This window comes from Halopseudomonas sabulinigri, from assembly GCF_900105255.1.
In the GTDB taxonomy this organism is placed as follows: Bacteria; Pseudomonadota; Gammaproteobacteria; order Pseudomonadales; family Pseudomonadaceae; genus Halopseudomonas; species Halopseudomonas sabulinigri.
In genome coordinates this window covers 3,642,860-3,667,977 of sequence record NZ_LT629763.1, presented here as the reverse complement: position 1 = coordinate 3,667,977, position 25,118 = coordinate 3,642,860, and the positions used below count along the sequence as shown (strand labels likewise).

The window sequence follows — 25,118 nt, the reverse complement described above, 5'->3', positions numbered from 1 at the left end:
TCAATATAGGTTGGCTGCGGACAAAACGCGCGGGGCTTAGAGCCCCTGCTTCAGACTGGCCTCGATAAACTCGTCCAGATCACCGTCCAGCACCGCGTTGCAGTTGCTGTTCTCGATACCGGTGCGCAAATCCTTGATGCGCGACTGATCCAGTACGTAGGAGCGAATCTGGTGACCCCAGCCGATGTCGGATTTGGTATCCTCCAGCGCCTGCGCCGCTTCGTTGCGCTTCATCATTTCCAGCTCGTACAACTTGGCCCGCAGCATTTTCATGGCGGTGTCACGGTTGGCGTGCTGGGAACGCTGGTTCTGGCAGCTCACCACGGTATTGGTCGGCACGTGGGTAATACGTACTGCCGAGTCGGTGGTGTTTACGTGCTGACCGCCGGCGCCTGAGGAGCGGTAGGTATCGACGCGCAGGTCAGCCGGGTTGATGTCGATTTCGATATCGTCATCGATTTCCGGCGCGGCGAACACAGCGGAAAACGAGGTGTGCCGGCGGTTGCCCGAGTCATAAGGGCTCTTGCGCACCAGGCGATGTACACCAATCTCGGTGCGCAACCAGCCAAAAGCGTATTCGCCCTTGATGTGCACGGTGGCACTCTTGATACCGGCCACCTCGCCTTCGGACAGCTCCACGATCTCGGTTTCAAAGCCGCGCTGGTCGGCCCAGCGCAGGTACATGCGCAGCAGCATATTGGCCCAGTCCTGCGCCTCGGTACCGCCAGAGCCGGCCTGAATATCCAGATAGCAGTTGCTGGCGTCCATCTCGCCGCTGAACATGCGGCGGAACTCCAGCTTTTCCAGCGCCGCCTGCAGGCGCTCCAGCTCGACCACCACGTCATCCACGGCGCCCTGATCTTCTTCTTCCGCTGCCATTTCCAGCAGGTCGGAGGCGTCGGCCAGGCCGCTGCTCATCTGATCCAGGGTTTCTACAATCTGCGCCAGCTGCGCGCGCTCACGCCCCAGGTTCTGTGCCCGTTCGGGCTCGTTCCAGACGCTGGGATCTTCCAGTTCGCGCTCTACTTCGATCAGCCGTTCGTGCTTTTGATCGTAGTCAAAGATACCCCCGAATGGTTTCGGAGCGACTACGCAGATCTTTGATGGTGTTCAGAATCGGATTGATTTCCATGTTGACTCGTCCCGGCAGGAAAAAGCCGCCATTGTAGCGGAATTAAGGCGCAGAGTGCAGGGCCTGCTTGCCTGGCAAGCGAGCGTCCACGGTGACCGCGTCAGGCGGTGCCCAGGCCGGCAATTGCCAGCCCGGGGACCCGCCCTCCAACCTCACTGCAGCTTGAAGCGTGCAACCAGCTGGTTCAAGGTCACGGCCAGGCGCGACAGCTCCTGGCTGGCGGCATTGGTCTGCTCGGCACCGGCAGCCGTCTGCATCGACAGATCCCGGATATTGATCAGGTTGCGATCCACTTCCCGAGCGACTTGCGCCTGCTCTTCGGAGGCGCTGGCGATCACCATATTGCGCTCGTTGATCGAGCCGACGGCGCGGGTTATGTCTTCCAGCGCCTCACCGGCCGCTTGCGCCAGCCCCAAGGTATGGCTGGCCTGCCCCATGCTCTTCTGCATCGCCGTAACCGCGCCGGCGGCGCCCTGCTGCACCGCGGAAATCATGCGTTCGATTTCCTCCGTCGACTGCTGCGTACGGTGTGCCAGTGCGCGCACTTCGTCCGCGACCACAGCAAAACCACGCCCCTGCTCGCCGGCACGGGCCGCTTCAATTGCGGCGTTCAGCGCCAGCAGGTTAGTCTGCTCAGCCACCGCGCGGATAACATCCAGCACCTGGGATATGTTGTGCACATCCTTGGCCAGATCTTCAACGCTGTCAGCCGTCGCGGTTACATCGCCAGCCAGGGTATTGATGGAGGCCACCGTCTGACGTACCTTTTCGCCGCCGTCGCGGGCATTGTTATCGGTCTCGCGGGAGGCCTCAGAGGTGCTCACCGCATTACGCGCGACCTCTTCCACCGCCGCGGTCATCTCGTTGACGGCGGTAGCCGCCTGCTCCATTTCATTGTTCTGCTGCCGCAAGCCTCGGGTCGCGTCCTCAGTGACAGCGTTCAACTCTTCCGCCGCCGAGGCCAGCTGGGTGGAGGAGTTACTGATGCCTTGAATGGTGTCGCTCAAGCTGCGTTGCATGTCGCGCAGCGCGACCAGTAATTGCGCAGGTTCGTCGCGACCCTCGATGGTAAACCTTTGGGTCAGGTCGCCCGCGGCGATCACTTTGGCCACGCCCAGCGCCTCAGCCAACGGGCGGACAATGCTGCGGGTGAGCAGCACGGCCAGCCCAACAGTCAACAGCAGAGTGACCACCAGTAGCCCCACCACCACCGTAAAGCCATTCTGATAGCTGGCATCTGCCGCCTTGGCAGCCGCTGTGGCGCCCTGCTGGTTCAGCTCGGTCAGCCGTCTTAGCCGCAGCATCATCTCATCGGCATACTGGTTCAGCCCGCTGGAAACCGCCGCCTCGGCCTCCTCCGTCCGCCCCGCCTTGACCAGTTCCACCACCAGATGCTGCTGCGCTAAATAGCGATCTGACGCCGTCTTGAATTCGTTGAAGGCGGCGCGCTCCTGCTCAGATGCAATAAGTGCTTCATAGCGCTTTTCAGCAGCCAGCATATCGGTTTCAGCGCCCTGCATACGCTGCAGGGTATCGGTAAGCTCAGCGCCGTTACTGAGCGTGATGGAGCGCAAGGTCAGAGCGCGAACGCGGGCAATGGCGATGCCCATATCATTGGTTTCCAGGATCGCCGGCAGCCAGTTTTCATCAACCTGCTTGGCCATATGATCCATACGCTGCATCTGAACCAGCGACATGGCACCGAGCATGACCATCAACAACGCCAGCGCGGCGAAGCACGCGGCGGCTCTGAGTCCAATATTGGCACGTCTGATCAACATCTCCCCTCCACTGATTTTTCACTACCGATCGGCGCCGGCGTACTGCTGACAGCAGCGGCTAAGTCGCCTGCGGAAAAGGGCGACAACAACGCCACGCTACGCGGCAGCGGCGTTATACCACAAATATCCCACGTTGCTTGGCCGATTAGCGGGCGACGCTGGGCACCGTCATCGAGGCGACCGCGGCCGGGCGGCAACGCAGACAAATCAGTCCAGAAAAGCGGGGACAACCACCGGCAACTGCGGCGGCTAACGCAGCCTGATGGAGTGCCTCGGTAACGGCATTAGCGTCCGAAGCAGCGCAAAAACACCAGGGTGCCGACGCCCCAGAAGGCGTTGAGAATAAAGCCGATAATGAAGCGCGCGGGCAGCTGCGCCGGATCGAAGCCGTAGCCCTTGAGCGGAAACACCACCAGCAGCGCCACTACGGTCAGAGCGACACCACCGAAGAGTGCCGCCTTTAACCAGACCAACTGGTTGCCCAGCCGTGCCAGGACCCAAACCAGCACCAGCCCCCAGAGGCCACCCCAGAAGCAGGCAGAAAGCACCGCAGGCACGCCAAGCGGTGCGGTGGCCGCCAGCGAGAAAGGCGCAAAGGGCACAATGCCTGCCGCATGCAGCAAGCCCAATGCCACCTGATGAAAACACAGAACCGCCAGAAAACCCGCCGTGAACGCCAGTAGCCAATGTCGCATAAATCACCTCTGATCAATGACTACTGACTATAGCAGCGTTCAGCCAAGCAGCACTTCTTCAGCCGGCGAGGCGTCGTAGGCCACTGCTGAGAGTTTTACCAGGATGGGGTGAATCATGCTGGCCGACTGCGGACGACTGAACCAGTATCCCTGCACGAAGTTGCAGCCCTCGGTATGCAGAAAGTCCATCTGCTCGGGGGTTTCAATACCCTCGGCGATAACGTCCATTTCCAGACCACGACCCAGACCGATGATGGCCCGACTGATCGCCTTCAGACGGTCGTCATCCGGCGCCTTGGTGATGAAGCTTTTATCCACCTTGATGATGTGCAGCGGATAACGATGCAGGTAACCCAGCGACGAGAAGCCGGTGCCGAAATCATCCAGCGCAATGCGCACGCCCATGCTTTCCAGCTCACGCAGGGTGGCCAGGGTATCAGGGACATCACGCATCAGCAGGCTCTCGGTAATTTCCAGCACCAGGCTAGCAGCCGGCAAACCCGTTTCCTTCAGGATGGTCGCGACGCGCTGGGCAAACCCGTCTTCCTGCAGTTGACGACTGGACAGGTTCACCGAACACCGCAACCCGGCCAGCCCATCCTGTTGCCACTGCTGAACCTGAGCGCAAGCCTGCTGCAGCACCCAATCACCAACCTCGACAATCTCGCCGGTTTCTTCCAGCGCCGGGATAAACTCATCCGGCGGCACCAGGCGCTCACCCTGCCACCAGCGCAGCAGGGCTTCGACGCCCACCACATGGGAGCGACCGGCAGACACCTGCACAATCGGCTGGTAATAAAGCTCAAACTGCTTGCGGGCCAGCGCCTCACTCAATGCATTCTCCAGGTTCAGGCGCTGATGCACCTCTTCCTGCAGGCTGTCGTTGTAGAGCGCCAGCTGCGCTTTTCCAAAGGCCTTGGCCCGATACAGAGCAAGATCGGCTTCACGTAGCGCATCCTGCTGCTCGCCCTCACCCTTGAGCGGCGCCACGCCGATGCTGACGCTGACACTGAGGCGGCGTGAGCCGGCAATAATCGGATAATGCAACGCGTGCATGATGCGCTTGGCGACCAGCTCAGCATCATGTGCCAAGGCCATGTCATCCAGCAGCACCACAAATTCATCACCGCCAAACCGGCACAGATGGTCACCAGGACGCAGGCAACGCTCAATACGCTTGGCGACCTGAATGAGCACCTGATCACCCGTCTGGTGGCCCAGGCTGTCATTGATCAACTTGAAACGGTCCAGATCAATAAAGAGTACAGCGGCGTGCCGTGCACCCGGCTTGACCTGACGCTGCAAGGCCTGAGCAATCAGCTGGCCGGCACTTTGCCGGTTGGGCAGACCGGTGAGACTGTCGTGCAGCGTGGCATGCGCCAGCTCCTGCTCGGCCTGCTTGCGCTGACCGATATCTGTCTGCGAACCCGCCAGCAACCGCTGACCATACAGATCGGTACTCACCACCCCGCGTATCAGTACCCAGACCAGTTGCCCCCAGCTGTCACGTAGCTGACACTCCAGGTGCAGAAAGGCCTGACGCCCCTCCAAATGGGCCTGGACCGCAGCTCGAAAGGTCAGCCGCTGCGCCTCCGGCATGAGCATGGCCCATTGCTCAAGCGTCACTGGAGCACGCTGGCTATCGAGCCCCAGCATCGCCAGCCAGCGTTCGGAGAGATGCAGACGATCCTCATCAACATGCCATTCCCAGATCCCGTCATTGGCCCCGTGCAACGCCCTGGAGTAGCGATCCTGGCTGGCCTGCAGCGCCATCTTATCGGCACTGGCGTAGCTGTCTACGGTCAGTGCGATGTCAAAAAACGCCGCCTTCAGCAAGCTGGCGTACAGCTGCTCGGCCAGTTCTGGCTGTTCAGCCCAGGTGCGGCGGATGGCCAAGTGCATATAGTCGAGGTAAAAGTGGAAGGCGCCGAGATACCACTTCAGATCCAGGCCATGGCGCTGATGGGTCAGGCCAACCAATAGTCGCAGACGGGCATATTGCAGATCGTAGGGGCCGCGCAGCAGCTGGCTGAAATAGCGTTGCTGCTGGGCTTTGAGGTACTGCAGACGCTGCGGGTCGCGGAGTAGCTGCGCAGGTTGCTCGAAACCATCAAGGTGAGAAAACAGTGCCTGAATACAGTCGCAATGCAGGGCATCCAGCTGCTGCAGATTGGCGTGTAGCGCTGGCAAACCTGCCTCGGTTATCAGCAGCATTCGCAGGCGCTGACGAATATCGTCGGGGCCCAGCCCAAGACTGCGCTGCATCGTAACCAGTTGTTGTTTAAGGTCCGGCACCCGCGACTTCCTTGAGCATGCGTTTATTCATGAGCCACAGTCTGTTTAGGTACCAAACTGTGACGCACTTGGCGTTTTTGTACCGTCATAAAAGCGGAAAGCGGTCAGGCCGTCAATCCCCCTATTGAGAAACGTACCCATTCAGCCTAGAGGTAAAGCTTCCACGTGACGCACCATCAGTTGCAAGCTCTGGCGCCCGCGGAACTCATTGATATCCAGGGTATAAGCCACGCGAACCAGGGTAGCCTGCGGGTTCGGCCAGCACTGCGGATCTATATTGAAGGCGATAGCATCGTACAGTTCGTTGCCAGCCGGCAACTGTAATAGCATTTTGAGATGCCGCTCACCGACAAGACGCTGCTGCACCAGCTTGAAGTCGCCGTGAAACAGCGGCTCCGGGAAATGCTGGCCCCAGGGTCCAGCCTCCCGCAGTTGCCCTGCGGTCTGCATGCAAAGCTCATGGCTCTGCAAATCGCCGTCAGACAGCAAGCGCCCGGTCAGGTCGGCCGCACTCAGCTGGCGTCGCACCTCGGCATCAAAGGCTTGGCGAAAAGCATCGAAATGCTCCACCGCCAGCGACAGACCGGCCGCCATCGCGTGACCGCCAAACTTGCTGATGAGCTGGGGATGCTGCGCAGCAACCGCATCCAACGCATCGCGAATATGCAGACCGGCGACCGAGCGCGCAGAACCCTTGATCTGGCCGCCGCCCGCATCGGCGAACGCGATGACCGGGCGGTGAAAACGATCCTTCAGCCGCGAAGCCAGAATACCAATAACCCCCTGGTGCCACTCAGCGTCAAACAGGCACAACCCAAAGGGCAGATCAGCCTCATCCAGCTGCATGGCATCGAGCGTTTTCAGCGCCTGCTGCTGCATGTCGCGCTCGATGCTCTTGCGATCCCGATTGAGGCCGTCTAGCTCGCGCGCCATATCCAGCGCCAGCCCCTCGTCCTCTGTCAGCAGGCACTCAATGCCCAGGCTCATATCATCCAGCCGTCCGGCCGCATTCAAACGCGGGCCGACAATGAAACCAAGATCGCTGGAAACCAGTTTATCCGCAGCGCGCCCGGCGACCTCAAGCAAGGCTCGGATACCCGGCCGGCAGCGCCCGGCACGAATGCGGGCCAGCCCCTGATGCACCAGAATTCGATTATTGGCATCCAGCGGCACTACATCAGCCACAGTGCCGAGCGCGACCAGATCGAGCAGCTCAGCCAGATTCGGTTCGGCCAGACTCGGCTCACCCCGGCCGGCAAACCAGCCACGCTCACGCAACGCCGCGCGCAGCGCCAGCATCACATAGAAAATAACCCCGACGCCGGCCATCGCCTTGCTTGGAAAAGCGCAGCCGGGCTGGCTCGGATTGACGATTGCATCGGCCTGCGGCAGCTGTTCGCCAGGCAGATGGTGATCGGTCACCAGCACGCGCAAACCCGCTGCCTTAGCGGCCGCTACACCTTCGATGCTGGAAATGCCGTTATCCACGGTCACCAGCAGATCCGGCTGGCGCTGCAACGCAACCGCGACAATTTCCGGCGTGAGGCCATAGCCGTACTCGAAACGATTGGGCACCAGATAATCAACCTGCGCCGCGCCCAGCATGCGCAGCGCCAGTACTGCCACACTACTGGCAGTGGCACCATCGGCATCAAAATCACCGACTATCAGGATCGACTGCTGCTGCTCCAGCGCCGCGCAGAGCACGGCAACCGCGGCGTCAATGCCAGCCAGTTGCTGGTAGGGCAGGAGCGCGCGCAGCCCGCGATCCAGCTCGGCGCTGCTTTGCACGCCACGGGCGGCGTAAAGGCGGGTCAACAGCGGGGAAATATCACCCAGATCGGGCAGTTGCTCAGGTGTTTGACGCGACTCGATCAGCATAAAACCTCAACGCTCGCCCTGCAGCCACTCAAGCGCCAGCTCGTGCTGCGCCTCGCCATCACTGACGTAAAGCACGCCATCACTGATCATCACCCCCCAATCAATGGTGCGGCCCATGTTGTCGGCTAGCGCGTCCAGCTCTTCGACCGGCAGCGCGGCAATGTGCAGGTTCTTCAGCCCAGCTACCGCTGGCAGCTGCTTGGTAACCCACACCTTGGTGTTGCCGTAGGCCAGCAGCGAGACCTTCTCAGCGCGACGAGAACACCAGATCAGACGATCCGAGTCTGGCTGACCGACTTCGATCCAGTGCTCGATACGGTCGTCGAGGCTCTTGTGCCACAACGCGGCCTCATCCACATCCGACAGGCCGCGACCGAAAGCCAGTCGCTCCTGATACCAGATCGCATAAGCCAGAATCCGCGCCGCCAGCCGTTGCTCGGTTTCCGACGGATGCCGCGCTACCGTCATGCGCACATTTTCGTACACACCCAGATCGGTGTCGGTGATGTTCAGCTGGACTTTATAGGGTGTAGCCTGCAACGCCATGGGGTAAGCATCCTGATTCGAATAGGGCTGCAGTGTAACCCAACTGCCCCCTCAGCCCGCGCCAGATCCGACAGAAATCAGCTACTCATCACCCGAGGCCGGCATGCGTTTAATCAACAAAGGCACCAGATGAAGAATGATGAATGCCATGCCCGCAGCCAGTAATGCGGTCGACTCATGGCCCAGGCCGATAGTGACGCCGATCGCGGCAGTGAGCCAGATACCCGCGGCGGTAGTCAGCCCCTTGACCTCATCGTTGGCGTTGCGCTTCAGAATAGTGCCCGCACCGAGAAAGCCGACCCCGGCGACCACCCCCTGTATTACGCGGCTCATGGCATCGTCCATGGCACCGGCGATGTCCGGTACCAGCACAAACAGCGCAGCGCCAAGCGAGACCAGCATGTGAGTGCGCACACCCGCCTCCTTACCCTGCTGCTCGCGCTCCAGGCCAAGCAGGCCACCCAGCAGCACGGCAAGTACCAGGCGCAAGGTTATGCGCGTACCCTGCTCGATATCCGATAGGTCGGAGAACTCATCCAGCAGCGTACTGCCAATCACATTCAGCGTTTCCTGGGTCCAGGACATGTTCATCTCACTGTTGCCATTGCACTTTGCTAATCAGAGTCACCTTAGCATTCATGGTTCACCTGCCATACGCACGATTCCAGATCGCCAGTATTCGGTCGCAATGCCCCGGTTCATGGGTATACTGCGGTAAAGCACAGTGAAACGATGCCTCCCAATGGATCTGTTTTTGATTGCCGCCGCTATACTGGCCGCCCTCGTATCGGCGGGTTGGCTGCTGCACGCCCGACGGCAGCTCAAGCGCTACCGCACGCTACTCGACATGTCCCCCAATGGCATGTTGATGCTCGATGCGAAGCGCAACATCATCTGGCATAACCCAGCGGCAGCCAAACTGCTGAACTGCCCGCGCAAACAGCTGACCGGCAGCCCACTCAGCCGCTGGCTGCCAATGCTGAACGCCATGCCTGAGCCACTGCAGCGTCAGGAAACCTTGGCGCAGAACGCCAAGGGCGAGCGCCAGCAGGTAGACATAACACGCCTGCCGGACGTTGCCCGGCGCACCGCTGTAGTGCTCATTCACCCTGACCCGGCGCACCAATCCAGCAATGAAGCGATGGAGCGGCTCAAGCGCAGCCAGTACTTTGCCCAGATCGGCACTTGGGATTGGGACATCGGCACCGATCGGCTGTACTGGTCGGAAGCCATCTACGGTATGTTCGGCTACCAGCCCGGCGAGATCACTCCGAGCTATCAGCTGTTTTGTGACAGCGTGCACCCGGACGATCAGGAGCGGGTGCGTGAAGGCGAGCGACGCTGCATCGAAACCGGGCAAAACCATGACGAGGAATACCGCGTGGTCTGGCCCGATGGCAGCGTGCACTGGCTGCGCGAGACCGGCAACGTCATCAGCAACGCGCAGGGCCAGCCGTTCAAGATGATGGGCGTGGTGCGCGATATCACCGAAGACAAACGCTCAACCCGCGCCCTGGAACAACTGGCGCATCACGATGCCCTGACCGGCCTGCCCAACCGTGTGGTGCTGGAGCAGCAATTGCAGCAGGCCCTCACCTTGGCGCGCCGGCAAGACAGCCGCGTCGCCTTGGTCTTCATCGACCTGAACAACTTCAAGTACATCAATGACCAGCATGGCCATGCTACCGGCGATCAGGTGCTGGTTGCCGTTGCCGAGCGCCTGCGCAATGCACTGCGCACCAGTGATATGGTGGCACGCCTGGGCGGCGACGAGTTTGTGGTGCTGATGGAGGGCCTGTCGCAGCAGCATCGCCTCAATGACGAAGCCCATGCCATCTGCGAAAAACTGTTTACCGAGCTGGCCACACCCGTATTACTCGACGGCAGACAGCACCGCATCGGCGCCAGTCTGGGCGTTGCGGTGTTCCCGGATCACGCGCTGACCCTGGACAAACTGATTCATGCGGCCGATCTGGCCATGTACGCTGCCAAGCGCAGTGGCAACAACCAGTACCGCCTGGCTAGCGACCTGACCACCCACGCCCATGCCCCCACGCCCGAGGTCAGCCGCGCCGCAGGCGGCCAATCAGAGTAATCACGCCCAGAATCACCGCCCCGGCGACAATGCCGATCCCGGCGTTCAACAGGGTCGGCAACAAGCCGCCCAGCACAGTCCCGACAAAGGGCAGTTCGGTGGCCGAGGCCGCACTGTGCTCAATCCAATGATGTACCACACCCACGCCGTGGGTCAGAATGCCACCGCCGACCATGAACATGGCCGCCGTTCCCACAACCGAGAGCGTGCGCATCAGCCAGGGTGCGAACCAGAGAATCCCGGCGCCCAATTTCTGCGCCGCGGCGCTGCTTTTCTGCGCCAGCGCCAGCCCGGCATCGTCCAGTTTGACGATACCCGCGACCAGCCCATACACTCCTGCCGTCATCACCAGCGCAATGCCCGACACCACGATGACCTGCTGCATGAACTCGGCTTGCGCCACGGTGCCCAGCGTGATGGCAATAATTTCAGCAGAGAGTATGAGGTCGGTGCGCACGGCGCCGGCAATCTTGGCCTTTTCTCTGGCCACCACATCCTTGGGCTCGTGCGACAGGTTCTGCACCGTTTGCGCATGCTCAGCCTTGGTGTCATGCAGAAACTTGTGGGCCAGCTTCTCGGCGCCTTCGTAGCAGAGGAAGGCGCCGCCCAACATGAGAATAGGGGTAATCAGCCAGGGCGCCACCGCGCTGATCAGCAAGGCCGCTGGCACCAGAATCAGCTTGTTGCGAAACGAGCCCTTGGCCACCGCCCAGACTACCGGCAACTCACGGTCGGCCTTGACCCCAGTGACCTGCTGGGCATTCAGGGCCAGGTCATCACCGAGCACACCGGCGGTTTTTTTAGCCGCTACTTTGGTCATCAGCGACACGTCATCCAGTAGCGACGCAATATCGTCAATCAGTACGAGCAGACTGGTAGCCACGGGGGCACTCCTTGTTCACATGGGCAAAGTCGGTCAAGCCGGTTCGCCCGACAGTATGCGCAGTTTGCGCGCCGCGCGCATCCGCCGCGCCCTGCTAAACTGAGCAATTGTTCACTCAAGAAACAATCTGTAACGCCGATCTACTCCTTAAGAGCACAGGATTGCGCTCGTTATTCCAACAAGCTGCGTATGAGGTCACGTATGTTCGGATCAGGTCTGCGTCACGAACTGGATGAATGCAAATCGGCGCTGCACATGCATGAGCAGATCCTCGCCGCGATCCGGCAGAACCTTGCAATGATCGAGTTCACTCCCACCGGCGAGGTGCTCGACGCCAACCCATCTTTCCTCAGCTGCATGGGCTATCAACTGGACGAAATACGCGGCCAGCACCACCGCCTGTTCTGCCCACCCGATCTACTGGCCAGCGCCGAATACAGTCGTTTCTGGCAGCGGCTGGCCAACGGCGACAGTTTCAGCGACCGTTTCATGCGGCTGGCCAAAGGCGGCAGACACGTCTGGCTTGAAGCCAGTTATCTGCCGGTAAAGGATGTTGACGGACAGGTGGTTCGGGTGATCAAACTGGCCACCGACATAACCAAGCAGGTTGAGGCCGAGCAGGAACACCAAAGCTTGCTCAACGCGATTGATCGCTCCATGGCGGTCATCGAGTTCAACGCCGACGGTGAAATCGTCACCGCCAACGGCAATTTTTTGCACACCATGGGTTACCGTCTGGAAGAGATTCGCGGCAAGCACCACCGCCTGTTCTGCGATCCGGTTGAGGCCGGCAGCGAGGCCTATCGACGCTTCTGGCAACGTCTGAATAGCGGCGAGTTCATTTCCGATCGCTTCAAACGCATCAGCAAGGATGGACAGGAAGTCTGGTTACGCGCCACCTACAACCCCCTCTACGACGCGACCGGCAAACTCTACGGCGTGGTCAAGTTCGCCAGCGACATCACTGCCCAGGTAGAAAGCCGGCTTGCCGAATCGGCCGCGGCCAAGCTGGCGTTTGAAATCGCCGCCGAAACCGACGAGAGCGCGCGCAAGGGCGCCGGCGCGGTCGAGCAGACGGTCGAGGTGGTCCGTGGCATTGCCAGCGATCTCGACTCGGTAGCCACGCACATCAGCGCACTCAGCACTCAATCCGAGCGCATCAATAGCATCGTGCAGGTCATTCGTGGCATCGCAGAGCAGACCAACCTGCTGGCATTGAACGCCGCCATCGAGGCCGCTCGCGCCGGCGAGCAGGGCCGCGGCTTCGCCGTAGTGGCGGACGAGGTGCGCAATTTGGCCGCCCGCACCAGCCAGGCGACGGTAGAAATCAATGATGTGGTGCAGCAGAACATGGACCTGGCCCAGCAAGCGGTCAACGGCATGAGTGGCAGCCAGGAAAAGGCTGAACAAGGCGTCGCGTCTGCCAACAAGGCTGGTGAAGTCATGCTCGATATTCGCGACGAGGCCCAGCGCGTAGTCGATGCCATCGGCCAGTTCGCCGACGCCATTCAGGATTGAGACCCTGACGCACCCAGCCCGCCTGTGCCAGCGATAGAAAGTGCGGAACCCCTCTGGTCACGCGGCATCCAACGTGTTGACACTTCGGACTGGCAAATCCGCGGTCCCGAACGAGTAACGAGTGGAGGCCCCCATGAGCCGAGGCAGCAAAGACAAGTACACCGACAAGCAGAAACGCAAGGCCGAACACATTGAAGACAGCTACCGTGAGGCTGGCGTTCCGGAACATGAGGCCGAGGCCCGCGCCTGGGCTACCGTCAACAAGCAGTCTGGCGGCGGCAACCGCAGCGGCGGTTCCGGCAAGCAAAAAAGCGCAAAGGCAAAGCAGCAGTCGCGCGAAGGCTCCGCCCGCCGCGCTGCCGCCAGCCGGCGTGGTGTGCCGCGCAAGCAGTCACTGCAGGAAGAAACCGTCGCCGAGCTGCGGCGCATGGCACGCGCCAAGGCTATTTCCGGTCGTTCCAGCATGCGCAAGGCCGAGCTGGTAAAAGCCCTGCAGAAAGCGGCCTGAAGCGGATTTTCCCGCTGCCTGCAATCACCTACACTGTTCAGCCCGCACGCTAATGAACAGGAGATTGCATGGACGCCGCCAAACCACTGGCTGGACTCAAGGTCGTTGAGCTGGGCACTCTGATCGCCGGCCCCTTTGCCGCGCGCATCTGCGCCGAGTTCGGTGCGGAAGTCATCAAGGTTGAGTCCCCCAACGGCGGCGATCCGCTGCGCAAATGGCGCAAGCTGTATGAAGGCACCTCATTGTGGTGGTTTGTTCAGGCGCGCAACAAGCAGTCGCTGACGCTTAACCTGAAAGCGCCCGAAGGCCTGGCGATACTCAAGCAACTGCTGCGCGATGCCGACATCCTGATCGAGAACTTTCGCCCTGGCACTCTGGAAAAGCTCGGCCTGGGCTGGGACGTGCTACACGCGTTGAATCCGGGTCTGGTCATGGTGCGGCTGTCCGGCTTTGGTCAGACCGGCCCCTATAAGGATCAGCCCGGCTTTGGCGCCGTGGGCGAATCGGTCGGCGGCCTGCGATACATCACCGGTTTTACTGACCGCCCACCGGTCCGTACCGGCATATCCATCGGCGATTCCATTGCTGCGCTTTGGGGTGTGATAGGCGCCCTCATGGCGCTGCGTCACCGCGAAGTCAATCAGGGCAAGGGACAAGTGGTGGATGTTGCACTGTACGAAGCCGTTTTCGCCATGATGGAGAGCATGGTGCCCGAGTTTGACGTGATGGGGTTTGTGCGTGAGCGCAGTGGCAACATCATGCCGGGCATCACGCCCTCCTCTATTCACACCTGTAACGACGGCAAGGCCGTACAGATTGGCGCTAACGGCGACGCCATCTTTCAGCGCTGCATGCGCGCCATGGGCCGCGATGACCTGGCCGAGGACCCCAGCCTGGCGGATAACGCCGGACGCGATGCGCGGCGCGACGAACTCTACGCCTTGATCGACAGCTGGGCCGCACGGCGCACCCAGGCCGAGGTGCTGGAGATACTGAATCGCGCCGAGGTACCGGCCAGCAAGATCTACTCGGCCGCCGATATGTTCGCCGACCCGCAGTATCTGGCCCGCGAGATGTTTCTAAACGCCACCCTGCCTGACGGCAAGGCGTTCAAGATGCCGGGCATCATCCCCAAGCTGACCGCGACGCCTGGCAGCGTGCAGTGGACTGGCCCGGCGTTGGGCGAGCATACCGACGCGCTGCTGAAGCAGCTGGGTTATAGCCGTGAGGATGTGCAGCGTTTGCGCAAAGAAGGGGTGATATGAGGCTCCAGCTGCAAGCTGCAAGCTGCAAGCTGCAAGCTAGATATTTTGGCAATCGCAGGTTAAACGTTGAACCGGGGGGGCAGCGAGGAGGGCGTAGATACCACTGCCATTGGGCAAATTTTTGATTGGCAAAGCGGTCACGCCGACAAAGCACGACGAACCGCTTGTTCCATCTATCCCGGGATAGTTAATACCCGGCGGGACGAGGTACTAACGAAAGCCGAGAAATGACAGGATAGCCAACACGATCACAACGGCACCAACGATATAAATAATCCTATTCATCAGGTTTTCTCCTTTGGGTGTATAGAACCGCCATGGCGTTAACCACAGCGGCCTATCTTGAAAGACACCCATCAGAGCAAAAGATTGGTTTGCATCCGCCCTTTTGTTAACCAGCTCACAAATCGAATATAAATACCGACACCATTAGCCAAAGTCCTGCTTAGCCATCCACGGAATAATGCGTTCGAACGCCTCCTCGATATTCGCCAGCGACGTTGAATAACTCAGGCGCAGCGCATTGTTACAGCTATTGCCGAAGGTCTCGCCGGGTATGGTGCACACCCCGGTCTCCTTCAGCAGACGCAGCGCCACATTGGTACCATTGACGCCTTCGGGTAGCGACGGGAACAGGTAGAAGGCGCCTTCGGGCTTATACCCGGTGAGGTGCGGCGTCTGCTCTACCAGCTCCACCAGGCGATCGCGGCGCCGCGTGTATTCGGCCAGCATATGATCGGTAAACTCGGTACCGCCCCGCAGCGCAGCGACCCCGGCCCACTGAAACGGGGTATTGGCTACCGTGGTGGTGAACATGTGATAACGCCGCAGCTTCTTGATCGCCGCCTGACTGGCGATCAGCCAACCGATGCGCATGCCCGCCATGCTGTAGGTCTTGGAGAAGCTACTGACTACCATCACGTGATCCAGATCGCTGCAGCACGACAGCACCGAAGGATATTCCTTACCGTCGTAGATCAGGTGGTCGTAGACCTCATCGCTGATCACGTGAATGCCGCGATAGGCCGCCTCCTCCAGAATCGCCTCCAGGGTTTCCTTGGGATACAACGTCCCGGTCGGGTTACTGGGTGAGTTGAGGACGATGGCGTGGGTGTGCGGCTCGATCGCGTCTATCACTTCCTGCGGGTCGAGCTGGTGGTTATTTTCCGCCCGCGTCGCAATCTCGGTCACCTCGCCGCCGTTCATGCGAATCAGCGGCGCATACAGCATGAACGCCGGGTCCGGTACGATGAAGTGCCGGCCTGGCGCCGCCACGGCGGTGAGCGCCAAATAAATCGCCTCGGTCGCGCCGGTGGTAATCAGAATATTATCCGCCGTCAAAGTGCGCTGATAACGATCACCGTAATAGGTCGCCAGCGATTCCAGCAGCTCCGGCAGCCCGGCATCCATGGTGTAACCGGTTTGCCCTGCCTGCAGCGCCTCTACCGCCGCATCCACCACATTCTTCGGGGCCGGCAGGTCAGGCTGCCCGATCGACAGATGAATTACATCCTCCAGGCTGGAGGCCAGGTTGACCATCTTGCGGATACCGGGGATCGGGATGGTCAGCAGCGCCGGGTTCCAGATCGGGTCCTCGGATTCGTACAGATCAACATCGCTTGTGCCAAGTGCCATAACAATCTCCCCTGCTCAGGCGCCAAACAGCTGTGGACGACGGTCGGTCAAAGGAGCGGCCTGCTGGTAGGCATAACCGGCCTGTAACACCAGGGCATCGTTGAAGCGCGCGCCAACCAGCTGCAAGCCAATTGGCAGGCCCTTGCTGTCGAAACCGCAGGGCACCGAGAGGCCCGGCTGGCCGGTCATGTTGAAGGGGTAGGTGAAGGGCGTCCACGTAGGCCAGCGCGTGCTGGGCCAGTCTTCCGGCACCTCGCGGCCGGTCTTGAAGGCAGTGATCGGCAACGTGGGCGTGAGCAGCAGATCGTACTTCTGGTGAAAGCCGGCCATGCGCTCGCGCAGCGCCATCGACTCGTTCACCGCGCCCATGTAATCGAGCATGCTCAAGCGTGACGCCTTCTCAGCGACCTTGACCAACTCGGGATCCATGACCGCGCGCTTCTTGGCGCCCAGATCGCGGATGGCATTGGCCGCGCCGCCGTAGAACAGATGGCCGAACGCAGCCAGCGGATCACTGAAACCGGGATCGACGCGCACTACTTCGGCTCCCAGCGACTCGAATACCCGCGCTGCCTCCGCTACCGCCGCCTCTACTTCCTTATCCACGTCGACGTAACCCAGGTTGGGGCTGTAGGCGATCTTCAGGCCTTTCACGCCGTTTTTCAGCTTCGCCAGATAATCGATGTTGCGCCGCGGCACGGCGTTGGTGTCGCGGTGGTCGGCCTCACACAGCACGTTCATCATCAGCGCGCAGTCTTCCACCGTCCAGGTCATCGGCCCGGCGTGAGCCAAAGTGCCGAAGGGGCTGGAGGGCCAGTGCGGCACTTCACCAAACGATGGCTTGAGGCCAACAATGCCGCAGAAGGCCGCCGGAATGCGGATTGAACCACCGGCATCGGTACCCAGCGCGATGGGCGCCATGCCCAAGGCAACCGCCACGCCACTGCCCCCGCTGGAGCCACCGGAGGTGGTATCGGGGTTCCAGGGGTTATTAGTCACCCCGGTTACCGGGTTGTCGGTCACGCCTTTCCAGCCCAGTTCCGGCGTGGTGGTTTTGCCGATCGGCACATAACCGTGGCGCGCCAGCGCGGCGGTACAGGGCGCGGACTTACCCATTGTGCTTTGCGGGTCGACCGTGTGCGAGCCCTTGATGGTGGGCCACATGGGGGTCAGAAATACATCCTTGACCGCCACGGGCACGCCATCCAGCAGGCCATTGGCCTCACCACGTTGATAGCGCTGCTCTGACTCACGGGCAAAATCCAAAGAAGTTTCCCGGTCGACCAGACAGAAGCCGTTGGTTTGTTTATCCACCTTTTCAATCTGATCCAGCATCGCACTGGCGACTTCAACCGGGGACAACTGCTTGTCGGCAAACTGTTCCCGAAGTTGTACTGCTGTCATCTTAAGAATGTCCTGGGACATATCCGCCTCCTCAGGTGGAAAACAAATCGTATAAACCGAGCGCCTTCTGCTACTGCGCGCTCAGGCCTTGCCTTTATCAACCTGATTGAACAGGTCTTCTCCAGCCAGCCAACGCGCAAGATTGGCCTTGAACTGCTCGCCCAGTGCGCGGCGCCAGCCAACGAAATCACCGGACATGTGCGCCGACAGCATCACGTTGGGCATCTCCCACAGTGCGTGCTGCTCCGGCAGGGGTTCGGGCTCGACTACATCCAGCGCAGCGCCGGCAATGGTTTGCTGCTGTAGCGCCTCGACCAGGTCCTCGGTCACCACCACAGCCCCACGCCCAACATTGATCAGCACCGCGTGGGGCTGCAACAGCGCCAGTCTGCGGCGGTTGATCAGCCCTTCGGTGGCCGCTGTCAGCGGCGCGGTTATCACCACGTAATCGGCTCTCGGCAGGTACATGTCGAGGTCATCGTTGGCAACCACCTGCTGGAAATTCGGCGCTTCACGCGCGCTGCGGGCAACCCCGGTCACCTCCAGCCCCAAAGCGCCAAGCAAGCGCGCAACCTCACCGCCGATTGAGCCAGCGCCGATAATCAACGCCTGCTTGCCCCTGATCAGTTCGGTCTCGCGGTGTTGCCATTGGTGCGCACGCTGGTGCCGCAGGTTGCCGAGGGTATCCTTGGCAAACAGCAGCACTGCGCCGAGCACATACTCGGCAATGCCCAGATCGAATACGCCGCGGGCGTTGGTCAGCAACACGTTGCTGTTTGCCAGTGCCGGAAACAGCAATGCATCCACGCCAGCGCTGGTGGCGTGGACCCACTTGATGCGGTGCTTTGCCGGCCAGCAGCGTTCCAGCAAACCGGTACGAAAATCGGTCACCACCAGAATGTCGGTGTTCGGCAACTGCTCACGCAACTCGGTTTCGGCGCTGACAGTGGTCAGCTCGACGCGGTCTGGCAGAGGCTCCAACCCCGGCAGCGGTGGCTCGCCAGGTGCCACCAGCACCAGCACACGCGTCATGCGGCCACCTGCTGTAGCGCCTTGGCGAAACGGGCAACCGCGTCGTCGACCTCCTCGGCAGAGACGGTGAGCGGCGGCAGCCAGCGCACAATCTGGCCATCGGTACCGCAGCGCAGCAGCAACAGACCCTGCGCTTCGGCAGCTGCGCTCAGATCACCGGCGAGGTCGGCGCGCGGGGTGCGGTAGTCATCGGCGATCTCCATACCCAGCATCAGGCCCTTGCCGCGAAGGGTGTCGATGCAGCTGTAACGCTGCTGCAGCTCGGTCAACTGGCTGAGCAGGCGCTCACCCTGCCGCGCCGCATTGGCAACCAATTGCTCGTCATCAATCACCTTGAGCGTTGCCAGTGCCGCAGCGCAGGCCACGGCGTTGGCGCCGTAGGTGCCGCCCTGCGAACCCGGCATACCCTTGCTCATGAGGTCAGCCGAGGCGGCAATGGCCGAGAGCGGGAAACCGCTGGCCAGGCCCTTGGCGGTAATCACTACATCGGGCTGCACGGCAAAATGGTCGTGCGCCCAGAACTTGCCGGTGCGCCCGTAACCGGCCTGAATCTCGTCACAAATGAGCAGAATGCCGTGCTGCTTGCAGCGCTCGGCCAACCCCTGCATGAAAGCGGTGTTGGCCGGGTAATAGCCAAATTCGCCCTGCACTGGCTCGATGATCATCGCCGCGGTATCGCTGGGGGCAGATTGGGTTTTGAAGATATGGTCCAGTTCGCGCAGGGCAAAGTCAGTCGCCTGTTCTTCCGACCAGCCATAGCGGTAGGCGTGCGGGAACGGCGACACCACCACCCCGGCCATCATCGGATGAAAGCCGGTGCGCACCTTGGTGCCCGAGGTGGTAAGCGAGGCGGCCGCCATGGTGCGGCCATGAAAGCCACCATCGAAGACGATGATATTGGCACGGCTGGTCGCATGCCGGGCCAGGCGCAGCGCCGTTTCTACTGCTTCTGAGCCGGAGTTGGCAAAGGCCACGGAGTCGATGGGGCCGGGCATGCGCTCGGCGAGTTGATCCGACAGATCCAGCATCGGTTGGTGGGCAACGGTGGTGTACTGCGCATGCACGATCTTGCCGACCTGCTCGCGCGCCGCTGCAACCACAGTGGGGTGACAGTGACCGGTACTGGTGACACCAATACCCGAGGTGAAGTCCAGATAACGCTTGCCGTCGACATCAAACAACCAGCTGCCTTCGCCGCGTTCTACCAATACCTTGCTGGCCTGTTTCAGCAGCGGTGACAAATGACTCATAACCTGTCTCCTTTCCTTTTCAGCGAGCGTCGCGCCCGTCCGTGCGGAAAAATGTGATAGGTCAGTGGCTCGCTACTCGTCAAAACCACATGCGCGAGCCCTGACACTCTGGAAGGACGTTACAGCCCGGCAATCACGCCAGCGGTAACTTCCTGACAAGTTCGCTGGGCCCCTGCAGCCGTCACCAGATCCTTGGCAACGGCCATGCGCAGGCGCTCGGCGGCTTGTGCGCAGCCCACCCAGTCCAACATCATGGCTGTGGTGAGCAGCATGGCAGCAGGATTGGCTTTCCCCTGACCGGCGATATCCGGTGCGCTGCCATGTGTCGGTTCAAACAGTGCGGGCATATCCCGGCTGTCTGGATTGATATTGCAAGACGGCGCCAGCCCAAGCCCACCCGAGAGTACCGCGGCTAGATCCGTCAATATGTCACCATGCAAGTTGCTCGCCACCACCACGTCGAAGGCCCAGGGCGACTGTACAAATTTCATACAGGCGGCATCGACCAGTTCATGGTGCACGCCAATTTCAGGGAACTCGCTGGCCACCTCGGCAAAGACTTCGGTGTACATATCACCCCAGAAAGGCTGCGCGTTGCGTTTGGTGATCAAGCAAACCTGTGCACCAGCAGTGCCCTTCTCGGCGCAGAAAAACGCTTTGCTGCCTCGCGGGCGAGCATCCAGTCGGGCTTGGGCGCGGCGGAAAGCATGGCGAATCAGCCGTTCGGTGCCGTGGCGGGTAAACACTTCCAACTGGGTGGCAACCTCCTGCGGCGTACCGCGGTTCAGCCGCCCTCCCTGATTGACGTACTCACCCTCGCTGTTCTCGCGAATCACCAGCATGTCGACCTCCGCCGCGCGCGGGTCGGCCAGATACTGCGGCGCCCCCGGCAGCAAGCGCGCCGGGCGCTCACAAGCCCAGAGTTGCAGGCCCTTGCGGAAGGTCAGCAGCGGCGCCAGCGAGATACTGTCGGGCAGCCGGTAACGCTGCGGGTCGCTGGCAGGGCCCGGATCGCCTAGTGCACCGAGCAGCAGCGCGTCGTAACGCTGCACCTGCTCGAGCGCATCGGCTGGCATCATTTCAGCGTGTTGCTGATGCCAGCCGGTGCTCGGCCATGCCAGGGTTTCCCATTCCAGCGGCAACGGCTCGCTTGCGTGCAGCGCCAGTAGCACCGCCTCCGCCGCCGCCATGACTTCATGGCCAATGCCGTCGCCGGGCATCAGCGCGATTTTCTTGATTGCGGCCTGTTCAGCCATCGGTTTACTCCGCGCCCATGCAGAGATATTTGATCTCCATGTATTCTTCGATGCCGTGGCTGGAACCCTCACGCCCCAGACCTGACTCCTTGACCCCGCCAAAGGGCGCTGCGGCGTTGGAAACGGCACCTTCGTTGACGCCGATGATGCCGGCTTCCAATTCATCAGCTACGCGCCAGACGCGGTGGATGTTGGTGCTGTAGAAGTAAGCCGCCAAACCGAAGGGCGTGTCGTTGGCAATCTCGATGGCCTGTTCTTCGGTTTCGAACTTGATCACGGCAGCCAAGGGCCCAAAGGTCTCGTCTTCGCACAGCTGCATGTCGCGGGTCACGCCAGTGATCAGCACCGGCTCGACGAAGTTGCCATTGTTACCTTCCGGCGCCGCGCCAGCCACATGTTGGGCGCCCTTGCTCAGCGCGTCGTTGAAATGCTCCTGCACCTTCTTCACCGCCGCGCGATTGATCAGCGCCGACTGGGTAACGCCCTCTTCAAAGCCGTCGCCCAGCTTGAGTTTGCCCATGGCCTCGGCCAGCTTCTCGACAAAGCGGTCGTGAATGCCGGCCTGCACCAGGAAGCGGTTGGCACAGACGCAGGTTTGCCCAGTGTTGCGGAACTTGCAGATCATTGCGCCTTCAACTGCACGCTCGACATCGGCATCATCAAAGACGATAAAAGGCGCGTTGCCGCCCAGCTCCAACGAGACCTTTTGAATGTGCTCGGCGCACTGTGCCATCAGCTGACTGCCGACACTGGTGGAGCCGGTAAAGCTCAGCTTGCGCACCGTTGAACTACCGGTCAGCACATCGCTGATGACCGACGCCTTGCCCGTCACCACGTTGAACACCCCGGCGGGGATGCCGGCTTCATCCGCCAGTTCAGCGAGCGCCAGCGCGGTGTAAGGGGTCGCACTGGCCGGCTTGACGATCATCGAACAACCGGCTGCCAGCGCGGCGCCCGCCTTGCGGGTGATCATCGCGGCGGGGAAATTCCAGGGCGTAATGGCGGCCGTAACGCCAATCGGTTGCTTGGTCACCACAATATGCTGGCCGGGCTTGGCGCCGGGAATGGTTTCGCCATACACCCGGCGCGCCTCTTCGGCAAACCAGCGAATGAACGAGGCCGCGTAATCAACCTCGCCCCGCGATTCGGTCAGCGGCTTGCCCTGCTCCAGGGTCATCAGGCTGGCAATGTCGTCCTTGTGCTCCAGCATCAGGTCATGCCAGCGCAACAGCAGGTCGGCGCGCTCCTGCGCGGTCTTTTTGCGCCATAGCTTGTAACCGGCATCGGCCTGCTTGATGGCATCTTGCAGTTCGGCTTCACTCAGCACCGGCACGGTACCCAGAATCTCGCCATTGGCCGGGTTATCCACGTCAATGCTGCTGCCATCACTGGCGCCTACCCACTGGCCTCCCACGTAACACTGCTGACGGAAAAGACGTGCGGTTTTCAGGCGAGATACAGACATGGACGAACTCCTCAAAACAGTCATTAGCAGGAGGCAAGGAGCAGCGTCTGGCCAGAGCGCAACGCAAACGGGCTTGCCTCCAAATTGATCAACAGGGCGCTATCACAGCAGCGCAGAGCGGGTCCGCCAACGCGGACAACTGAACTTGATACCCTTCCAGACTAGGCAGATTTGGCGACGGAAGCAAACCGCCAAACGGCAGCGAACCCAATACACTTTCCGCAGTCAGATGCAGGATGGCCAAGGCAGCGACGGTCATAGCAAACCCGTGCGAATCGGCGGCGCCCCTGACTCACGTCAGACCTCAGGCCGCCTCAATCACAAGGAGTATTCCATGCCAAAGACTCTCACTCGTACCCTGAGCGCCCTGCTACTAGGCTCGCTCAGCACTCTGGCCCTGGCCGACAGTAACGCTGAAACCCCAAGCGCCTTTATCATCAGCCCAGCTGACGGCGCGACGGTGAGTTCCCCGGTTACCGTGCAATTTGGCCTCAGTGGCATGGGCGTCGCCCCCGCCGGCGTCGAGCGCGCTGGCACCGGCCATCACCACCTGCTGGTTGACGCCAAGAGCCTGCCCGCTGCCGGCCAGCCGATTCCCACCGACGACAATCACAAACATTTTGGTGGTGGCCAGACCCAGGTCAGCCTGGACTTGCCGCCAGGCGAACACACGCTGCAACTGATCATGGGCGACCAGAACCACGTGCCACTGCAACCCTCGGTCACCTCTGAAAAAATCACCATCACGGTCGAGTAAGCACCGCATTCGCCCCGGCCACTGTAGGTGGTTTCGTTACTAGTGGCTGGGGCGCTGCCCATATGGGCTCCGCGCTGGGAACTGTCGCCGCGATTTGCGGCCTAAACAGGCAGACATTGATAGCAGACCGTGATAACCCTCGGTCGGCCCGCCCACCTCGCAAGGAGCCCGATAATGACCAAAGGGATTTCACTATTTGCCGGCTTGCTCGGCTTGTGGTTACCCCTGCACGCCAGTGCTGCAAACTTCGAATTTTCCGATGTTGTTGATAAGGCCAAAGCGCTCGCCGCTGAACCTTACCAGGCTCCCAAACCGGTTCCGCAGTTTCTTCAGGAACTCAGCTTCGACGATTATCAGGGCATCCGCTTCAAGCCGGAGAACAGCCTGTGGCATGAAAGCAATTCCGCCTTCCAGGTCATGCCGGTTCCCCCGGGGCTGTTCTACAAGCACCCGGTTCAGGTGCACGTGATTGATGCCGAGGGTGTGCACCCGCTCAAGTTTGATAAAAGTCAGTTCAGCTATCCGAATACCGAGGTTGAACGCCTGGTGCCGGCTGATTTGGGCTACGCCGGCTTCAAGCTGACCTTTCCGCTGAAGGGCGATGACGTGCAAAACCAGTTTCTGGTATTTGCCGGCGCGAGCTATTTCCGCGCCGTGGGCCGCGATAACAACTTTGGTATCTCCGGCCGTGGCCTGGCGCTCAATACCGGATTGCCCGGCGGCGAGGAGTTTCCCGACTTTGTCGAGTTCTGGCTGGAGCGCCCCAAACCCGACGCCGACCGCCTGACCTTTTACGGCCTGCTCAACGGCGAAAGCCTGGCCGGCGCGTATCGCTTTACCGTCATCCCTGGCGATGAAACCGTGCTCGAGGTGCAATCGATACTGTTCCCGCGGCAGTCGGTTGAACTGCTGGGCGTTGCACCGCTGACCAGCATGTTCTTTTACGGCGAGAACACGTTCCGCCCGGAGGGCGAATGGCGCCCGCAGGTGCATGACTCCGATGGCCTGCTGATTCACGATGGCCCCTCCGATGAGTGGCTGTGGCGCCCATTGCGCAACCCCGAAGCACTGCAGATGGACTACTTCGCAACTCAGAACCTGCGCGGCTTTGGCCTGTTGCAACGCGATACCGATTTCCACAACTACATGGATCTGGAAGCCCGTTACGACGGCCGCCCCAGCGCCTGGGTTGCGCCCAAGGGGGACTGGGGCAAGGGCAATGTAGTGTTGGTGCAGATCCCCACCCCGGATGAAACCAATGACAACATTGTCGCCTTCTGGAAACCCGAAGCGCAGGTCGAGCAAGGTCAGGCACTGAAATACGATTACAACGTGCACTTCGGCGGCCCCGATATTACCCGATCGCCGTTGGGCCGCACCCAGCAAAGCTTTCTCGGTGACGGCATGCGGATCGGCGGCGGCAGCGAAAAGGGCGCTGTGCGCCTGATCATCGACTTTGCCGGCGGCCCACTGGACAAGCTCAAAGCCGGCGCGCCGGTGCTGGGTGATGTCAGCGTGCAACAGGACGGCGAATTGATTGAGCATTTCGTCGAATACGTGGAGCCGCTCAAGCGCTGGCGCTTGTCGATTCTGGCACGCCCTGCGCCCGACCGTCCGCTCAGCTTGCGCGCCTTTCTGAAAGACGAGGAGCAGGCTCTGACCGAAACCTGGCAGTACGAGTTGCCCGCCAACAACCGGCTGCTTGGCCGCGGCAAATAGA

Annotated in this window: 20 protein-coding genes and 1 pseudogene; 7 read left to right on the top strand and 14 right to left on the bottom strand. The window is 61.0% G+C overall.

Features of this window, described 5'->3' with window-relative positions:
- Positions 1-36 precede the first annotated feature (36 nt).
- The 7 genes from prfB to BLU26_RS16735 form a co-directional block, all read right to left on the bottom strand.
- Positions 37-1,132, bottom strand: a protein-coding gene (gene prfB, locus BLU26_RS16765; RefSeq protein ID WP_157719394.1) for a peptide chain release factor 2 whose coding sequence is annotated in 2 segments (ribosomal slippage) — positions 37-1,059 and positions 1,061-1,132 — 1,095 coding nt in all. Because the reading frame shifts where the segments join, the coding sequence is not laid out codon by codon here.
- A 152-nt stretch (positions 1,133-1,284) separates the two neighbouring features.
- Positions 1,285-2,913: a methyl-accepting chemotaxis protein gene (locus BLU26_RS16760; RefSeq protein ID WP_092287990.1), complete on the bottom strand. Its 1,629-nt coding sequence runs from the start codon at positions 2,911-2,913 to the stop codon at positions 1,285-1,287.
- A 284-nt stretch (positions 2,914-3,197) separates the two neighbouring features.
- Complete coding sequence (locus tag BLU26_RS16755; protein ID WP_092287989.1) at positions 3,198-3,608, bottom strand: hypothetical protein; 411 nt, start codon at positions 3,606-3,608, stop codon at positions 3,198-3,200.
- Between the two features lie 39 nt (positions 3,609-3,647).
- Positions 3,648-5,903, bottom strand: a complete 2,256-nt coding sequence (locus BLU26_RS16750; RefSeq protein ID WP_231701969.1) for a putative bifunctional diguanylate cyclase/phosphodiesterase — start codon at positions 5,901-5,903, stop codon at positions 3,648-3,650.
- Between the two features lie 141 nt (positions 5,904-6,044).
- A complete protein-coding gene (gene recJ / locus BLU26_RS16745) occupies positions 6,045-7,784 on the bottom strand; it encodes a single-stranded-DNA-specific exonuclease RecJ (RefSeq protein ID WP_092287988.1) in 1,740 nt (579 codons plus the stop codon).
- Between the two features lie 6 nt (positions 7,785-7,790).
- Entirely contained in the window at positions 7,791-8,330 is a 540-nt protein-coding gene (locus tag BLU26_RS16740; protein WP_092287987.1) for a YaeQ family protein, read from the bottom strand.
- 81 nt (positions 8,331-8,411) lie between these two features.
- On the bottom strand, positions 8,412-8,921 hold the full coding sequence (locus BLU26_RS16735) for an MgtC/SapB family protein (RefSeq protein ID WP_092287986.1): 510 nt from the start codon (positions 8,919-8,921) through the stop codon (positions 8,412-8,414).
- A 151-nt stretch (positions 8,922-9,072) separates the two neighbouring features.
- Here BLU26_RS16735 and BLU26_RS16730 point away from each other — a divergent pair, with 151 nt between their 5' ends.
- On the top strand, positions 9,073-10,425 hold the full coding sequence (locus BLU26_RS16730) for a diguanylate cyclase domain-containing protein (protein ID WP_092287985.1): 1,353 nt from the start codon (positions 9,073-9,075) through the stop codon (positions 10,423-10,425).
- Here the strand turns inward: BLU26_RS16730 and BLU26_RS16725 are convergent.
- Positions 10,394-11,308 carry a DUF808 domain-containing protein gene (locus tag BLU26_RS16725; RefSeq protein ID WP_092287984.1) on the bottom strand — a complete coding sequence of 305 codons (915 nt, stop codon included), beginning with the start codon at positions 11,306-11,308 and terminating at the stop codon, positions 10,394-10,396. The genes BLU26_RS16730 and BLU26_RS16725 overlap by 32 nt on opposite strands.
- Before the next feature lie 189 nt (positions 11,309-11,497).
- Here BLU26_RS16725 and BLU26_RS18890 point away from each other — a divergent pair.
- From BLU26_RS18890 to BLU26_RS16710, 4 genes and pseudogenes are all read left to right on the top strand, one after another.
- Positions 11,498-12,229, top strand: a pseudogene (locus tag BLU26_RS18890) (PAS domain-containing protein); the annotation flags it as partial.
- 18 nt (positions 12,230-12,247) lie between these two features.
- Positions 12,248-12,826, top strand: a complete 579-nt coding sequence (locus tag BLU26_RS18885; RefSeq protein WP_231702082.1) for a methyl-accepting chemotaxis protein — start codon at positions 12,248-12,250, stop codon at positions 12,824-12,826.
- Positions 12,827-12,959: 133 nt separating this feature from the next.
- The gene (locus BLU26_RS16715; RefSeq protein WP_092287982.1) at positions 12,960-13,334 is read left to right on the top strand and encodes a Rho termination factor N-terminal domain-containing protein; all 375 of its coding nucleotides are present in this window, start codon (positions 12,960-12,962) and stop codon (positions 13,332-13,334) included.
- 68 nt (positions 13,335-13,402) lie between these two features.
- The gene (locus BLU26_RS16710) at positions 13,403-14,599 is read left to right on the top strand and encodes a CaiB/BaiF CoA transferase family protein (RefSeq protein WP_092287981.1); all 1,197 of its coding nucleotides are present in this window, start codon (positions 13,403-13,405) and stop codon (positions 14,597-14,599) included.
- A 429-nt stretch (positions 14,600-15,028) separates the two neighbouring features.
- On the opposite strand, the gene BLU26_RS16705 is transcribed toward BLU26_RS16710, so the two are convergent.
- From BLU26_RS16705 to BLU26_RS16680, 6 genes are all read right to left on the bottom strand, one after another.
- Complete coding sequence (locus BLU26_RS16705; RefSeq protein ID WP_092287980.1) at positions 15,029-16,234, bottom strand: pyridoxal phosphate-dependent aminotransferase; 1,206 nt, start codon at positions 16,232-16,234, stop codon at positions 15,029-15,031.
- A gap of 15 nt (positions 16,235-16,249) precedes the next feature.
- Positions 16,250-17,659, bottom strand: a complete 1,410-nt coding sequence (locus tag BLU26_RS16700) for an amidase (RefSeq protein WP_092287979.1) — start codon at positions 17,657-17,659, stop codon at positions 16,250-16,252.
- Positions 17,660-17,719: 60 nt separating this feature from the next.
- Positions 17,720-18,670, bottom strand: a complete 951-nt coding sequence (locus tag BLU26_RS16695) for a D-2-hydroxyacid dehydrogenase (RefSeq protein ID WP_092287978.1) — start codon at positions 18,668-18,670, stop codon at positions 17,720-17,722.
- The gene (locus tag BLU26_RS16690; RefSeq protein ID WP_092287977.1) at positions 18,667-19,920 is read right to left on the bottom strand and encodes an aspartate aminotransferase family protein; all 1,254 of its coding nucleotides are present in this window, start codon (positions 19,918-19,920) and stop codon (positions 18,667-18,669) included. Before BLU26_RS16690 ends, BLU26_RS16695 begins: the two co-directional genes overlap by 4 nt.
- A 119-nt stretch (positions 19,921-20,039) precedes the next feature.
- Positions 20,040-21,176, bottom strand: a complete 1,137-nt coding sequence (locus BLU26_RS16685) for an isocitrate/isopropylmalate dehydrogenase family protein (protein WP_092287976.1) — start codon at positions 21,174-21,176, stop codon at positions 20,040-20,042.
- Between the two features lie 4 nt (positions 21,177-21,180).
- Positions 21,181-22,641, bottom strand: a complete 1,461-nt coding sequence (locus tag BLU26_RS16680; RefSeq protein WP_092287975.1) for an NAD-dependent succinate-semialdehyde dehydrogenase — start codon at positions 22,639-22,641, stop codon at positions 21,181-21,183.
- Between the two features lie 334 nt (positions 22,642-22,975).
- Between BLU26_RS16680 and BLU26_RS16675 the strand changes: the two genes are divergently transcribed.
- A complete protein-coding gene (locus BLU26_RS16675; RefSeq protein WP_092287974.1) occupies positions 22,976-23,398 on the top strand; it encodes a DUF4399 domain-containing protein in 423 nt (140 codons plus the stop codon).
- 174 nt (positions 23,399-23,572) lie between these two features.
- On the top strand, positions 23,573-25,117 hold the full coding sequence (locus tag BLU26_RS16670) for a glucan biosynthesis protein (RefSeq protein ID WP_092287973.1): 1,545 nt from the start codon (positions 23,573-23,575) through the stop codon (positions 25,115-25,117).
- Position 25,118 lies beyond the last annotated feature (1 nt).